15 protein-coding genes and 1 pseudogene are annotated in these 15,046 nt (G+C 33.4%); 2 read left to right on the forward strand and 14 right to left on the reverse strand.

Annotated elements, in window-relative coordinates; genetic code table 11:
• Positions 1-13: 13 nt before the first annotated feature.
• From mraY to mraZ, 6 genes are all read right to left on the reverse strand, one after another.
• Positions 14-1,255, reverse strand: a complete 1,242-nt coding sequence (mraY, locus tag ABD939_RS05430) for a phospho-N-acetylmuramoyl-pentapeptide-transferase (protein WP_345165408.1) — start codon at positions 1,253-1,255, stop codon at positions 14-16.
• Complete coding sequence (locus tag ABD939_RS05435; RefSeq protein ID WP_345165411.1) at positions 1,255-2,718, reverse strand: UDP-N-acetylmuramoyl-L-alanyl-D-glutamate--2,6-diaminopimelate ligase; 1,464 nt, start codon at positions 2,716-2,718, stop codon at positions 1,255-1,257. Before ABD939_RS05435 ends, mraY begins: the two co-directional genes overlap by 1 nt.
• The gene (locus ABD939_RS05440; protein WP_345167338.1) at positions 2,715-4,673 is read right to left on the reverse strand and encodes a penicillin-binding protein; all 1,959 of its coding nucleotides are present in this window, start codon (positions 4,671-4,673) and stop codon (positions 2,715-2,717) included. The genes ABD939_RS05435 and ABD939_RS05440 overlap by 4 nt, the downstream gene beginning before the upstream one ends.
• Positions 4,674-4,734: 61 nt before the next feature.
• Positions 4,735-5,052, reverse strand: a complete 318-nt coding sequence (locus ABD939_RS05445; RefSeq protein WP_345165414.1) for an FtsL-like putative cell division protein — start codon at positions 5,050-5,052, stop codon at positions 4,735-4,737.
• Positions 5,053-5,949 carry a 16S rRNA (cytosine(1402)-N(4))-methyltransferase RsmH gene (gene rsmH / locus ABD939_RS05450; protein ID WP_345165415.1) on the reverse strand — a complete coding sequence of 299 codons (897 nt, stop codon included), beginning with the start codon at positions 5,947-5,949 and terminating at the stop codon, positions 5,053-5,055.
• Positions 5,936-6,406, reverse strand: coding sequence for a division/cell wall cluster transcriptional repressor MraZ (mraZ, locus tag ABD939_RS05455; RefSeq protein ID WP_345165418.1), 471 nt, complete (start codon positions 6,404-6,406; stop codon positions 5,936-5,938). Before mraZ ends, rsmH begins: the two co-directional genes overlap by 14 nt.
• Before the next feature lie 294 nt (positions 6,407-6,700).
• Between mraZ and ABD939_RS05460 the strand changes: the two genes are divergently transcribed.
• Together ABD939_RS05460 and yihA are read left to right on the forward strand one after the other, a co-directional pair.
• A complete protein-coding gene (locus ABD939_RS05460; protein ID WP_345165421.1) occupies positions 6,701-7,465 on the forward strand; it encodes an alpha/beta fold hydrolase in 765 nt (254 codons plus the stop codon).
• Positions 7,466-7,538: 73 nt separating this feature from the next.
• On the forward strand, positions 7,539-8,150 hold the full coding sequence (yihA, locus tag ABD939_RS05465; protein ID WP_345165423.1) for a ribosome biogenesis GTP-binding protein YihA/YsxC: 612 nt from the start codon (positions 7,539-7,541) through the stop codon (positions 8,148-8,150).
• A gap of 33 nt (positions 8,151-8,183) precedes the next feature.
• Here yihA and tnpA read toward each other — a convergent pair.
• The 8 genes and pseudogenes from tnpA to ABD939_RS05505 all read right to left on the reverse strand — a co-directional run bounded on the left by tnpA (position 8,184) and on the right by ABD939_RS05505 (position 15,045).
• Positions 8,184-8,632: pseudogene (tnpA, locus tag ABD939_RS05470) on the reverse strand (IS200/IS605 family transposase).
• 1,282 nt (positions 8,633-9,914) lie between these two features.
• Entirely contained in the window at positions 9,915-10,148 is a 234-nt protein-coding gene (locus ABD939_RS05475) for a type II toxin-antitoxin system RelE/ParE family toxin (protein ID WP_345165425.1), read from the reverse strand.
• Positions 10,148-10,411 carry an addiction module protein gene (locus ABD939_RS05480; RefSeq protein ID WP_345165426.1) on the reverse strand — a complete coding sequence of 88 codons (264 nt, stop codon included), beginning with the start codon at positions 10,409-10,411 and terminating at the stop codon, positions 10,148-10,150. The genes ABD939_RS05475 and ABD939_RS05480 overlap by 1 nt, the downstream gene beginning before the upstream one ends.
• 8 nt (positions 10,412-10,419) lie before the next feature.
• Entirely contained in the window at positions 10,420-11,304 is an 885-nt protein-coding gene (locus ABD939_RS05485; protein WP_345165429.1) for a tyrosine-type recombinase/integrase, read from the reverse strand.
• Positions 11,291-11,851, reverse strand: a complete 561-nt coding sequence (locus ABD939_RS05490) for a tyrosine-type recombinase/integrase (RefSeq protein ID WP_345165431.1) — start codon at positions 11,849-11,851, stop codon at positions 11,291-11,293. Before ABD939_RS05490 ends, ABD939_RS05485 begins: the two co-directional genes overlap by 14 nt.
• 621 nt (positions 11,852-12,472) lie before the next feature.
• Positions 12,473-13,387, reverse strand: a complete 915-nt coding sequence (locus tag ABD939_RS05495) for a hypothetical protein (RefSeq protein WP_345165433.1) — start codon at positions 13,385-13,387, stop codon at positions 12,473-12,475.
• A gap of 62 nt (positions 13,388-13,449) precedes the next feature.
• On the reverse strand, positions 13,450-13,716 hold the full coding sequence (locus ABD939_RS05500) for a hypothetical protein (protein WP_345165436.1): 267 nt from the start codon (positions 13,714-13,716) through the stop codon (positions 13,450-13,452).
• Between the two features lie 78 nt (positions 13,717-13,794).
• A complete protein-coding gene (locus ABD939_RS05505) occupies positions 13,795-15,045 on the reverse strand; it encodes a type II toxin-antitoxin system HipA family toxin (RefSeq protein ID WP_345165439.1) in 1,251 nt (416 codons plus the stop codon).
• Position 15,046 lies beyond the last annotated feature (1 nt).

Here is a 15,046-nt window from a genome sequence, read left to right on the forward strand (position 1 = left end):
AGCATGACAAGTATTATCTGATTTTAAGTGTTACGATTGAAAGAATGGCCAACAAAATGCCAATAATCCAAAAACGTGTAACTATCTTACTTTCATGATATCCAGATTTTTGATAATGATGATGAAGCGGCGACATTTTAAAAATGCGGCGACCTTCTCCATATTTTTTTCTAGTATATTTAAACCAACTTACTTGCATCATTACTGATAAATTTTCAGCCAAAAAGATGCCGCATAACACCGGAATTAACCACTCTTTTCTAACTGCTATTGCAATAACTGCTATAATCCCTCCAATAGTTAAGCTACCAGTATCGCCCATAAAAACTTGTGCCGGATAGGTATTGTACCATAAGAATCCAATAAGCGCACCTACAAAAGCTGCTATATAAATTGTAATTTCCTCAACCCTTGGGATGTACATAATATTGAGATATTCAGAGAAAATAATATTACCAGATACCCAAGCAAAAATACCTAGGGTTAATGCGATAATGGCTGAAGTCCCCGCTGCTAATCCATCAATTCCATCAGTTAAATTTGCTCCGTTTGAAACAGCTGTTATAATAAAAATGGCTACTAGAATAAAAACAACCCAAGCATACTTTTCTAAATCTGGACTTATCCAAGTAATTGCTTTTGCATAATCTATTTCGTTTCCTTTTACAAATGGAATTGTAGTTTTAGTCGATTTCTTCTCATCTTGAAACAACTTTGAAGGCTCTATATTTGGGTTTTCTGCAAGAAGTTCTTGTTGTACTTCAATAGGTAACTTTTCCTTCATAGTTACATCTGGACTAAAAAACAATGTTAATCCAACTATTAAACCCAAACCTACTTGCCCTAAAACTTTAAAACGACCTTTTAACCCTTCTTTATCATTTTTAAATTTTTTAATATAATCGTCTATAAAGCCAATGGCACCCATCCATACCGTAGTAATAATTAGGAGAATGATGTATATGTTTTCTAATTTTGCTAGCAGTAAAACTGGAATTAATGTGGCAAGAATTATAATAATCCCACCCATAGTTGGTGTTCCTGCTTTTTCTTTTTGTCCCTCTAAACCTAAATCTCTAATGGTTTCACCAACTTGTTGTTTTAGTAAAAAACCTATAATTCTTTTTCCGAAAATAGTAGAGAAAAGAAGCGCTAAAATCATAGCTAAAGCTGCACGAAAAGTTAAAAACCCAAAGAGTGATGCTCCTGGAAACTGAAACTGTTTTTCTAAATATTCAAATAGGTAATACAACATTATTTTTGCAGTTGTTTTAAAAATTCTTGTACTATTTTATAATCATCAAAATCAAAGCGTTCGCCTTTAATTTCCTGATAAGTTTCGTGACCTTTTCCAGCTATTAATATGATATCGTTTGGCTGAGCCATCTGGCAAGCCGCTTTTATCGCTTGTTTTCTGTCAGAAATTGTTAGTGCTTTTTTGAAATTTTGCGGTTCTACTCCAGCTTCAATTTCTTTTAAAATGATGTCTGGATTTTCACTTCTGGGATTGTCGTTAGTAAAAATAACCTTGGTACTTAGTGCTGTTGCAATATGTCCCATTTTAGGCCGCTTAGTTCTATCTCTATCACCACCACAACCAACAACGGTTATGAGTTCTTCATTTTTGGTGCGAATACTATTTATAGTCTCCAATACATTTTTTAATGCATCCGGTGTATGCGCATAATCAACAATGGCAGTTATTTTATCATCAGATATTAAATATTCAAAACGACCACTTACACTTTCTAATTCACTAATCAGTCTAAGTATTTCTACCTTTTCTAGACCCAATAATTCTGCAGTTGCATAAATTGCTAAAACATTATAGGCATTGAAGTTCCCTATTAATCTTGTCCAAACTTCGCTTTCATTAATTTTAAGAAGTAAACCTCCTAATTGATTTTCTAAAATTTGAGATTTATAATCTGAATAATTTTTTAAAGCATAAGTATATTTTTTAGCCTTTGTATTTTGAAGCATTATTAAACCGTTCTTATCATCAATATTTGATAATGCGAATGATTTTGATGGCAATAAATCAAAAAATGATTTTTTCACATCACGATACTCAGCAAAGGTTTTATGATAATCCAAATGATCATGAGAGAGGTTGGTGAAAATTCCACCTTCAAAATATAATCCTTCTGTTCTGTTTTGATGAATACCGTGCGAGCTTACCTCCATAAAACAAAACTCGACGCCAACATCATTCATTTCATTTAAATACTTATTAATTGTTAACGAATCTGGCGTTGTATGGGTTGCTTTATATTCCGTATTATCTACTATTATTTTTACCGTTGAAAGCAAACCAACTTTATACCCTGCATTTTTAAAAAGCTGATACAACAAACTTGCTACGGTTGTTTTTCCATTTGTACCCGTAACACCTACAAGTTTTAAATTTTCTGATGGAACACCATAAAAATTAGAAGCCATAATTGCTAAGGCTTTACTAGAATTATCAACTTCAACATAAGTAACTCCATCTATCAAATCCTCAGGAATAACTTCGCAAACAACTACAGTTGCACCGTTACTAGTTGCTTTGTTAATATATTCGTGGCCATCTACCACACTTCCTTTAATAGCCACAAAAACATCATTTTTCACAATGTTTCGAGAATCAAAATCAATTGTGTTAATATTCACACTTGTACTACCAACTACAGCGTTTAGAGTTACTTTATATAATATGTCTTTTAATGCTATCAAGATGCTTTTAAAATGACGGTTTGATTATGTTTTAATTTTGTGCTTTTATTTACCGATTGCTCTTTAACAATGCCTCTTCCATTCAATTTTACTTTTACTTCCACATCCATATTTTCCAAAAGTGCCAAAGCATCCATAGCAGGCATTCCAACCAAATTCGGCATAATGGTTTTATACGTTTTAGCAGTTTCGTAGTACCCATCGTATTCCTTTTGCACTAAACTTGTTTTAACCTCCAAAGATTCTAATTCATCAATTAATGGCGTATCTGTAAATATTTTTTGAGCAATTCTTTTAAATACTGGTCCTGTTACATCAGCCCCATAATACCCTTTTTCAATACTAGGTTTGTGAATAACTACAATACAGGAATATTTTGGGTTCTCAGCTGGAAAATAACCTGCAAACGAGGAGATGTACCTCTTATTTTCTTGCCAATCTTCCATCCAATATTCTGTTTGTGCTGTACCGGTTTTTCCTGCCATTGAAAAATCTGGAGAATATAATCTTGAACCCGTTCCACGTTCAACAACATTTTTAAGAATTTCTTGAATTTCCCCTAATGTCTTGTCAGAACAAATCTTTTTATTTGTTACTGTCTTTTCAAAAACCTCTATCTCTTTATCAAACTCTTTTACCGCTTTAATAAATCTTGGTTTTAGCATTTCGCCATCGTTAGCAATAGCATTATAAAAAGCTAGTGTTTGTAACGGTGTTAAACTTAGGTTGTAACCGTATGCCATTGATGGCAATGCATTTTTACTCCATTTTTTATCTCCCGGTTCAGGAATATCAGGAATTCCTTCTCCTTTAATAGATACCCCTAAAGGCTCATTCAAATTCCATTTTTTTAATCGATTTAAAAAGCGTTTAGGATTCTCAGAATAGTTTTCATCAATAATAGTAGCTAAACCTATATTAGATGATACTTCTAAAGCTCGTGCAGCAGATATTTTACCATAACCACCATGATGCGAATCGTAAATGCTACGACCATAGAAACGCTTCATTCCCTTTTTGGTATCAACAATAGTAGCCGTATCTACAACCTTATCTTCTAAAGCGGCCATTAAAGCCATAACTTTAAAAGTTGACCCAGGCTCATGCGATTCCCAAACGGCATAATTACGTTTTTCGTAATAATTTCCTTTACTGGTCTTTGCCAAGTTTGAAATAGCTTTAACTTCACCTGTTTTAACATCCATAACCACAACACAGCCATGTTCTGCTTCGTAATACTCTAACTGACCGAGCAATGAATGATGCGCAATATCTTGAATATTTACATCTAAAGTTGTGTAAACATCGTAACCATCTTTTGGCTCTACTTGATTATAATCTGTTAGTGGTTTCCACTTATTCTTTCCTATTTTTTGCTTTAGTCTTTTACCATCAGTTCCTCTTAAGTACTTTTCACCAAAAGCACCATCAATTCCAGCTCTAGTTACATTTCCATCATCATCAAAGCGCTCATAACCAATGGAACGCTGTGCAATACTACCCATTGGAAACTCTCGTTTTGTTTGCTGATTAACTATCAGACCGCCGGGAATAGCGCCTAATTTTAAAAGTGGAAAACTTCTAAATCGAGTATAATCTGTATAATTTATATTTCTAGCTAATAATAAATACTGATTTTTATTGGCACGCGCTTTTCTTATGGATTTCTCATAATAACTTGAGGACTTACCAGAATAATTTGAAAGCGAATCGCAAAGTGGTTTTATAAATTCTTCAAATTTACTAGTTGGTGATATTACCGCATCTATAGCAATATTATACTTTGGAATTGATGTGGCTAGCAGGCTACCATCATCCGCATAAACATTACCTCTATTTGCTGGAATGGTTACATTTTTCACATCACGTTTTTCAACCAACGCTCTGTATTTATCACCTTGTAGAAACTGAATACTAAACAGTTTGAATAGCACAGCAAGACCAAAGACGAACATACATCCTGCTATAAAATACAATCGGTTTAATATGCCTTTTTCGTTTACTGCCAAGGTCTTCTCAATTTTGTGATTTTACTTTTATTTTTTTTGCTGGTACTAACGAAGGAGTCAACCCTTTTTCTTTCATCTTGTTTATTACAGTCGATTCCATTTTAACCCTCATAAGCTTGGAACGACCATCTACAAATGCCGATCGCATTTCCTTTACTTCATTACTTAGTCTTGCAATTTCATGTACTTTTTTATCTGCACTATGCGAACTAGCAATCATTATAATTGCTAGAACAGAAATAAAAATGATGAAACGCCAATTTTTAAACGAATCATCACTAACCAAAAAAGTACCTTTTAATATTTTATATATGTTTTTTTTCACTTAAAGTTTTTCAGCTATTCTAAGTTTTGCACTTCGTGCTCTATTATTTATTTTAATTTCTTCTGCAGTGGGCACAATTAAACCATTTACTTTTTTCAGAGGAACTTCAAAATTCCCAAATACATCACGCTCTGGTTCGCCTTCAAACATTCCATTTCTTATAAAACGTTTTACTAAACGATCTTCTAGAGAATGATAGGATATAAAACTCAGCCTTCCCTTTTCTTTTAACAACTCTGGTGTTTGCTCTAAAAACTCTTTTAACACTTCAATTTCCTGATTCACTTCAATGCGTATGGCTTGATATATTTGAGCTAACACTTTATTCTCATATCTTGGCGGCAAAAATTTCCTCAAAACTTTTTTTAATTGTTCGCTTGTAACAATAGGTTCGGTTTTTCTATGCTCTACAATTAATCTAGACATTGCTGGCGCAGATCTTAACTCACCATATTGCAAAAACACTTGTTTTAACTGCTCCTCTTCATACTCATTAACCACATGAAAAGCAGACAACTTATTCTGTTGATTCATGCGCATATCTAAATCTGCTTCAAATCGTGTTGAAAACCCACGTTTAGCAACATCAAATTGATGTGAAGACACACCAAAATCTGCTAAAATACCATCAACTTTTTTTACACCATGAAATCGTAAAAAACGTTTTACGAATCTGAAATTTTCATTTATTAATGTAAATCGGTCATCATCAATAGTATTTTCAAGAGCGTCTAAATCTTGATCGAAAGCAAATAACTTTCCTTTGTCTCCAAGTCGTTTTAGTATTTCTTTACTGTGTCCGCCACCACCAAAAGTCACGTCTACGTAAACACCATCTTCTTTAATATTTAAACCATCAACCGTTTCAGTTAATAGTACAGGGTTATGATATTCCATGGCCATCGTCATCTTGTCCCATAACTTCTTCAGCTAAATCTGCAAAATCTATTGCAGCATCATCAATAGCTTGTTCATACAAATCTTTATCCCAAATTTCAATAATATTAATAGCCGAAGCCACCACAATATTTTTAGAAATGTTGGCAAAAACTGTTAAATCTTTTGGCACGAGTAAACGCCCATTAATATCTACTTCTACAATTTTAGCTCCAGCAGTAAATCTTCTTATGAAGTCGTTGTTCTTTTTTTTGAATTTATTTAGCGCATTCATTTTCTTCATTAATGCCTGCCACTCCGTCATAGGATACAACTCTAAACACTTTTGAAACACAGATCTACGCAACACAAAACCCTCTTGTAGTATAGGCGCCAACTGCTTTTTAATTGCAGCAGGCATCATAAGTCTGCCTTTAGCATCAACTTTACATTCGTATGTCCCTGTTAATAAATCCAACGTGATTAATTGAAATTTTAGTGTTTAAGTTTCAAATATATCGAAAAATATACCACATTTTACCACTTTATACCACTTTGTTGATAAATTTTCGACCAAATGAATTTTAGAAACGTTATTTGCACCATTAAAACCCACATAACAACTCATTATTAATGTGTTATACAGAAACAGCAGAAAACTGAAGTGTTATTAACATCTTGATTAAAAGTTATTTTATTTGAGAAATAATTAAAATGATTGAAATATGAATGATTTAACTATATTTGTTTTTAACGAAATGACTATTGATTAATGACGCATCGTTTAAAAAAGGAAAAAAACTATAGCTATATTGAAGCAGGTGAAGGCACACCAATAATAGTACTTCATGGTTTAATGGGAGGCTTAAGCAACTTTGATGCTGTTATAGATTTTTTTAGCAAAAAAGGATATAAAGTTATTATCCCTGAGCTTCCTATTTATACAATGTCTTTAATAAAAACTAACGTTAAAAATTTTGCTAAGTACCTACACGATTTTATAGATTTTAAAGGGTTTGACGAGGTTATTTTATTAGGAAACTCACTTGGTGGGCACATTGGTTTGTACCATACAAAATTATATCCCAAAAAAGTAAAAGCATTAATTATAACCGGAAGCTCTGGTTTATATGAAAGTGCTATGGGTGGCGGCTACACTAAACGTGGTGATTATGAGGTAATTAAGAAAAAAGCTCAAGAAGTTTTTTACGATCCTGCAGTTGCAACAAAAGAAATTGTTGACGAAGTTTACGAAACTGTAAATGATAGAAATAAACTTATAAAAACTTTAGCTATAGCCAAAAGTGCTATAAGGCATAATATGGCTAAAGATTTACCAAATATGCAAATACCAACTTGTATTATTTGGGGCAAAAACGATACCGTTACACCTCCAGATGTTGCTAAAGAATTTGATGAACTTTTACCAGATTCTGAACTATTTTGGATTGATAAATGTGGGCATGCAGCTATGATGGAACATCCAGAAGAGTTTAACACCATTCTAAATAATTGGCTGCAAAAACGTGGGTTTTAATTTAGTTATTTAAAGCTTAAATCGTTTTAAATTTCAATTAAAAACATTTACTTTTTCAAGGGAATTATAAAACATGAAAATAAAGTCTGCAGAATTTGTTGTAAGTAACTCTGATGTTGCAAAATGCCCAAAAACTAAGCTTCCAGAATATGCGTTTATAGGCAGAAGTAATGTTGGAAAGTCTTCGCTTATTAATATGTTAACCAGCAGAAAGAGTTTAGCCAAAACTTCTGGCAGACCCGGAAAAACCCAACTTATTAATCATTTTTTAATTAACAAGAATTGGCACTTGGTAGATTTACCTGGCTATGGTTACGCTCGTGTTTCTAAAAGTTCTAAAAAGGTATTTCAAAAATTTATAACGCAGTATTTTGGTCTTAGAGAGCAATTAGTTACTGCTTTTGTTTTAGTTGATATTAGGCATAAACCACAACCTATAGATCTAGAATTTATGCAATGGCTTGGAGAAAATGGTATCCCGTTCTCTATAATTTTCACCAAAGCAGATAAGTTAAAACCCAAAGCCATTGACAAACACGTTAATGACTATAAAAATATACTTTTAGAAACTTGGGAAGAGATGCCTAATTACTTTATAACCTCATCTTCAAAAGACATTGGTAAGGATGATGTTTTAAATTATATTGGTGAATTAAATGAGAACATGGAGTTAGACTCTCAATGAATGACCCCGCAGCAAGCTGACGAGGTATCTCAATTACTCAAACAGCCTCAATTGACTTGAATGAATCTGTTTATATTCTTTTTGTTTTCCTTGATTTTTTAAATAGTTCTTTATAACTTCTTCATTCGCATATTGACCAACTGTATTTACATAATATCCCTTTGACCAAAACTGACCTCCCCACAACTGTTCTTTTACTTCTGGGTGAAGACGAAAACTTCTCTTGCCAATATACTCTTGACTGTTTGTACTATCTTTTTTGGAGAATACATTGGAATACTCTGAACTAAAAAATGAACGTGGTTGGCATCCAAACCTATTTCTACAAAATAAATATCATACCGGTTCTCTATCTCTGAACAGACCAAAACTATACTAGAGTTAACTTGCTCAGTCAAAATTGAACGCCTATATTTTATTGGACAAACTATATGATAAAACAACAAACTTTTATTATGGCGCTTGTGAATGTGTTCACTCATAAATCCAATATACACTTTTTTAAAGTGTTTTGAAAAACTCTCCGTTTTTCAAACTCTTCAGCTAAACCCCGCAGCAAGCTGACGAGGAATTCTTTAGATTAAATCTATATTCATAATTTAAATTTTATCGTTTATAAAAAAGTTTCAGACACAAGGACTTTAACCTTTCGCAAAGACGGTTTTTTAATCCATACTGTTTAAGACATGAACTCTGAGAACCTGCAAACCAAGGTAGTTATCGAAGTTGGTTCAGAAAAGGACAACAGTTAGCCACTAAATGTTTTTGTTTAGTCCTTGCAGATTTTCATGCAGTCCCTAACAAAACTTTCATCAAAACGGACAACGAATTTCCTATAATTAGCTAGGGTGTTTTTATAGTAATTCCCACGCAAGTAAAACCCAGTTTTTTGCACACAAAAACCCTCTGTCTTTTCCTTGCTTCCTTTTCCACGATATGTTACATAATTGGCATTATAAGTCCGCTTCGCACAGTTTTTAAGGTGTTATTTTTTGTTGTTTAAATACTGTCGTTATAATGTAAATTATGTAAAATACTCCCATTCGCCCAGCTTCCAACGCTCACTTTTGAACTTGGATTGATGTTTTTAGATTTGATTTAAAAGATTGTGAAGACTGAACGCCCTTCGGTTGTCGCATTCCAATAAAAAAGCATCGCCAACGCTCAAAAATCCTTTCCATACTTTTCTTATTGGAACGCTTTGCAGATAATCACGAACCATCGAGGTGGCTCGGACGTTGGCGGATTTGTTTCCGAAGGTGGCGTTTTAAAAAGACGAAGATTTAAAGGTGCTGGGTTTCGAGCGTTGGGCAATCTTCGGCTTTTTAAAATGATAGGCAAAGTGCCGATTGAACGTCACGCAAGAGTAAGTTTTTTTTGTTTCAAGTTCGGATGTTCCTTGTTCAGTTCGGATTTGAGCGTGGGAAGAGCGGACATTTTACATAATAGCAGTTATAACTACACCCGCAACAATAAAACTCGCCGAAGGCAACCAAAAAGGAAGTATTATAACTGCTATTATGTAACTTGGCTTGGGGTGGTTTTTGGCTTTTTAGCGATGGATACAGCTCTTTGCTTTTTTAAGATTACAAGTTTCTTTAAACAACTAAATTTTCTTAAAAAAGTAATGTGCTGTGTGAGCGCAATGGCAGACAAAAAGCACATTTAGCGGTGGCGAGGGTTGGCGTTTTATTTCTTGATTCTTCTTCGTACTATTTCAGGATTTCTACTTGTGTGCAGAACTCCAAAAACAACAATCCGTTTTTATTCTTCTTCCACTAAATAAAAAATTGCATAAGGAAAACGAGTTACCAAAGATTGCCGTAACTCTTTATATTTTCGTTGATAATGTTCTGGATATTCGCCAATATAATCGATTTCTTTATTGACTTCTGTTTTAAATTCTTGGGCTAATGTTTCACTTTTTTCGTGATACCATTTTTTCGCCTTTTGTAAATCTGTATGTACAATTGGCAGTAACTTAATCTTATAGCTCATTACCAATCGTTCTTTATGTCTTTCCAATCCAAAACATCTTTGGGATTGTTTTTGTAGCTTTCTAAACGATTGTCCAATTCCTTTTTGTGTTCCGTAGAAATTTCTTGGTGTTCTTCTTTTTCACGCTTTAAAACACGCTCTAAAGTATCGATAATGCTTTCTCTGTCAATACTGAACAGTTCCTGTATAAAATGATATTTTCGTGCTTCTAAATCCATAATTTCTATATTTCGAGTATAACAAATGTACAATTTTTGTTCCATATTTTAAGTTATGATATTGGGTGGAAGTTATTTACTATTTCGTGCAAGTTTTCTAAATCGTCCTGTAAATAGCGTTCGGTTGAACTTATGTAACGATGTCCAGCCAGATATTGAACCTTTCTTAAGTTGTATTGTCCTAACCAATTTGTAATTACACTTGCTCTAATCTGCTTTATATTTTCCGCTTTTTGATTGTACTTTTTCAGCTTTTTAAAGATGTGATAAACGATTGAGTTAAAACGTGCGTTCGTTGGAAAAAGCTGTTCACTATGGTTTTGAAATTTGTTCTGGATTGTTGGCCGAACTTCGTTCGCATATTCCATAAACTCCATTATTTGCCAAGGTTTTAATTCCAGTTCTCTTGCGTTACTTCTTTTGGCACTTGGAACATATATTTTGCCTTTTGAGAGTTGCAGATGTTCTATTTTTAAGTTGCCTAAATCCGTTGTATTTAAACCTTGATAAACAATTAATCCTAAAATTACTTTCGCCCTTTTTAAAGTGTACTTGTGATATTCTTCTTGGTATTTATCAGTTTCAAAACTATAATATAAATCCTCTAATTCGTCAGCTTCCAAAAGATTATAATTGATTGTTCCTTTTACGCCTTTTATCGTTGTCTTTTCTATTGGATTATCAACTCTACAAGCTTCGTCAATCAAATAATTAAAGTAGATTCTTACGGTTCTTAATCTGTGGTTGATTGTCTTTTTTGTTGTTCCTTTTCGAGTGAGATATTTAATGTATTTCAAGCAATTTTTATAATCGATTTCGGTTGCTGTTGTACTGTTTCGGTTGCACCATTTTATAAAGCTTTGTATTTCTGTGGTGTAAACCTTGATTGTGGTTTCGCTGTAATTCTGTTGCTCTAAAAATTCGTTATAGGATTTCATTTTCAAGTGTTTTAAGTAAGTGTGTGTAGATTTGAGTACTTTCTAAACTGCTATGACCTAAAAAGGTTTTGATGCTTTCCAATGGCACTTCTTTTTGTAACAGATGCGTTGCGATTGAGTGCCTTAAAATGTGAAGTGTAATATTCTTTTCCGTTATGTTTTTATTGTTGGTAGCTTCTACGATTGCTTTCAATCGATTTGCAAAACTCATTCCCTGCATTCGTGTTCCGTTCTTGTTGATAAACAAAGCTTCGCTTAAATTGGATTGGTAAAATTCTGGTCGAGCTTCAAAAATGTAATCTTCCAATATTTCTGCATTCTTTCGGTTGATTGGTACAAACCTTTCTTTGTAGTTTTTCCCTTTTCTAACAAACACCCTTTCCTTATCAAAATAGATGTCGCTAATTTCAAGATGTACCGCTTCGTTTCTTCTTAATCCACAACTATATAATACTGTTAAAATGGCTTTATTTCTTAACTTAAATCTACTTTCTGTATGACTAAATTCTGTTGCTTCAAAAAGTTCCTTTATTTCGTCTTGGGTCAATATATTTATTTTTTCCTCTATTGGATTGGTCTCGGATTTCAGATGAACATTGAAGTCTTTGTAATTGTGATTCTGTAAATATTTCTTGAACTTTTTTAAAGCCTATTGGTGTTTGTTCAGATAGCTTTTACTTAATCCTCCACTTGTCCGTTCGTTGGCTCTTTCTTTGAGTTCGTTGTAATAATCCTTTATCGTTTTTGGTGTAATATCTGTTAACTTTTTGATGTTCTGATTTTCCACGTAGTAAAAGAACTCTTGCAGATGGATTGGTTATTGATAGACTGTACTTTCTGCATAACCCAAGATGTCTTACCATTCTTTATAATTGGCAACGAACATTTTAAAAACTTCATTTTTTAGCTTTAATTTTTTCATCGGTTGACCTTTTTTGGGATTTAATGGAACTTGCTTCTAACTTGCTGTTCTTGTTTCGGTTATCTGTTCCATTTTGGTAGTGGAACGCTTTGGAACATTGGAACGGTTGATTTTAGTAATACATTCCTCTAATGATTTTGATATTGTTTCTTCCAACTCCTTGTATTCATTAGGATTGGTTACTTCGTAACGGTTTAGATTTTCGCCTTTCCTCTTTACTTTTTTTATGTAATAATTATCAATTAATTACTGATGATATCGCCATTGTGTAGTTTTCTTAACCTTTAATTTTCTTCTAATTTCTAATGCTGTAAATGTGGTTTCATTTTCTGTTATTAGATACTTTTTTAAGCTTTCTAAATAATTTCGTGTTGCTCCATTTATAGTATCAGATTTTCGTAATAACACTTCTATAATAAGTTCGTTGGCTTCCTGTATATCTTCGATTGTAGTTTCTATAAATTCTTCGCCTGTGTCTTTATCATACTGCTTTTCTCGTTGGTATTGTTTGTAAAATGTAATGGCTTCAATGAACTTTAAATAATGGCTGTTGGTTCTTCTCGGTTTAAAAACGGATTTGGGTAATTGTAAATATTCTGCAAACGGATTGACAACCTTAATTGGCTTTAATAATCGTTGTACATTTTTTAGTAATTCTTTGGCTTTGTATTCTTGTTCTTCATTTACTTTTCCTGCACTTATCAAGCGTTGGTAATCCATTATTTTTTGGTCTTGTTCTGTTGATTCATCGATGTATAAAAGGAAGCTTCTATTTGAGTTATCCTCGTAAATACTTTCTTGTGTGGTACAACCTGCTTTAGTCTTTACTGAATTTTTTATCCCTTTATATTGATTATACTCGTTTTCAGAAATCAATCCGTTCGTGCCTTCTTTTAAATCCATTATAGGCTTAAAACTATCATGTAATCCTTCCCAAGAACTATCTTCTGCTACATAGTTTTCAAACTCCTCAATTATATTTTCAATACTTTCAACATTTGCAAAATGCCTATGTTTCAACTCGTTTGGTGGCTTGAAATTTGAACCCCACATTGTAGAGATTATTTCATTCAATTTCAGTAACCGTTTATCCCCTTTTAAAGAAAAAACTTCTGAATCGACAGGCCAATATAAGTCAATTGAATCATGAATTGTATCCATTCTATCAACTCTACCAAAACGTTGTTCAACTATAAGAATAACACTCGGAAGATCAAGTAAAGTTACTGATGATGCTCATCGCATAAAAGAATTAGATTGCTGTAAGACCTCCTTTCATCATTATTCATAGATTGACGAAATCTTGAGCCACCTTTTTTAGCTGCTTCTATATGACAAATTTTAGCTACTACTGTATGACCATCCTCTGCTATTAGTTCTTTATAGCAATCAGGTTTAGCACATTGATTTCCAGATAGTGCAAACAGTCTTTTAATATCTGAAACCTTATAATCTCTAGGACCTATATTTGTTTGTTGTTTTGAACTCAAAGTATCTTGGTATTACCTTAAAAAATATTGTTTAATTTGATTCTATTTTCCTTCTATGCGAGCATAATTATTTTGGTACTAATATCTAAAAGCCCCTTCCATCAATTCTACCTCACTTCTTTTTATTCCTACTTTTTCGGCAATATGTTTCCAATTTTTGACAACCGTCAATACTTCGGAAAGTATAGTTTCCATTTCACTTTCGCTTAAGCGAAAATATTCGCCAACACTTTTAGCTAAATCAAAGTTTAAAGCATTATCATCCATATCAATATTTAGCGATAAACCATCTTTTTCTATGGATGGATTCAAATCATAGGCAGGCGATAAAATCCAACCCTTATCCGTAAAAATAAATCCGTGATTTCGCAAATGGTCATCAGTATTAGAAATTGCTATGTTAAATACGATACGACGCCATAGCTGATGCAAATTGGCTTCTACATTTGCTCCATAATTTTCTATAAACTCTACAATTTCAAGATAACTTGATGCAGATTCCTTTATGATATCTTCCGTATTTCCGGTCATCGTCATAGCTGAAGCAAAGTGAATGCGCTTTCCATTGTCTCTATCAAATCTTCTAGTTAGAAAAGTATGGTACTGACCACTAATCTTTTCTATTTTAGAATCTGCCATATCTATTCCTGCTGCAGTAGCTAATTGATAGGCTAAAAATTCCCACGCTGCTTTATCAACGGTATCTGTTTTTGATGGAAACTTAGCTATCCAAAGATTCTTTTTAGCGTCGAAAATATTTGCCTTGGGTCTTGCACCACCTAAAGATGAGCCTGGTGCAATCAATACTGCAATCCATTTTCTCACAGCTTCGCTTTGGTCATAACTTTCCAATTGTTTGGCAGCTTCCTGCAATTCACCCAAGGAAGACCAAGGTGGTGTTGGGCTATGCGCATCATTATCTAAAAAAGGACCTTCCAATTCAGTTTTAAAGCGCAAAGCACCCATCCTACTTTCATCATAAACCCCAAGCAAATAATCTATTTCATAGAGTGTACTTGCCTTTTCATTATTTGCACGAGCATCTTGAGCTGCTCTAAGCTTCATTAAAGTCTTACCCCAAGTGTCTGGCATACTATCTAAAAAGATTCCGAAATTCTCTTTGTTGGTTGGATATTGCGGACCAGAATAGAAATCGATGTCTGGGTCTAACAATCTTTGTGCATCGGTTTTTAACCAATCTTTATCATACTCAAAACTGAATGCTTTTTTTCCCTTGGCAAAATGTGCCGATAAAGTTCCTATTAGTGTTGGTTCTTTAAGACCTACCCAATCAGCAAAAACATATATGTCAAATTTTCCTGTTGCCATC

The sequence above is a fragment of the Algibacter aquimarinus genome (assembly GCF_039543265.1).
GTDB classification, from domain to species: domain Bacteria; phylum Bacteroidota; class Bacteroidia; order Flavobacteriales; family Flavobacteriaceae; genus Algibacter_B; species Algibacter_B aquimarinus.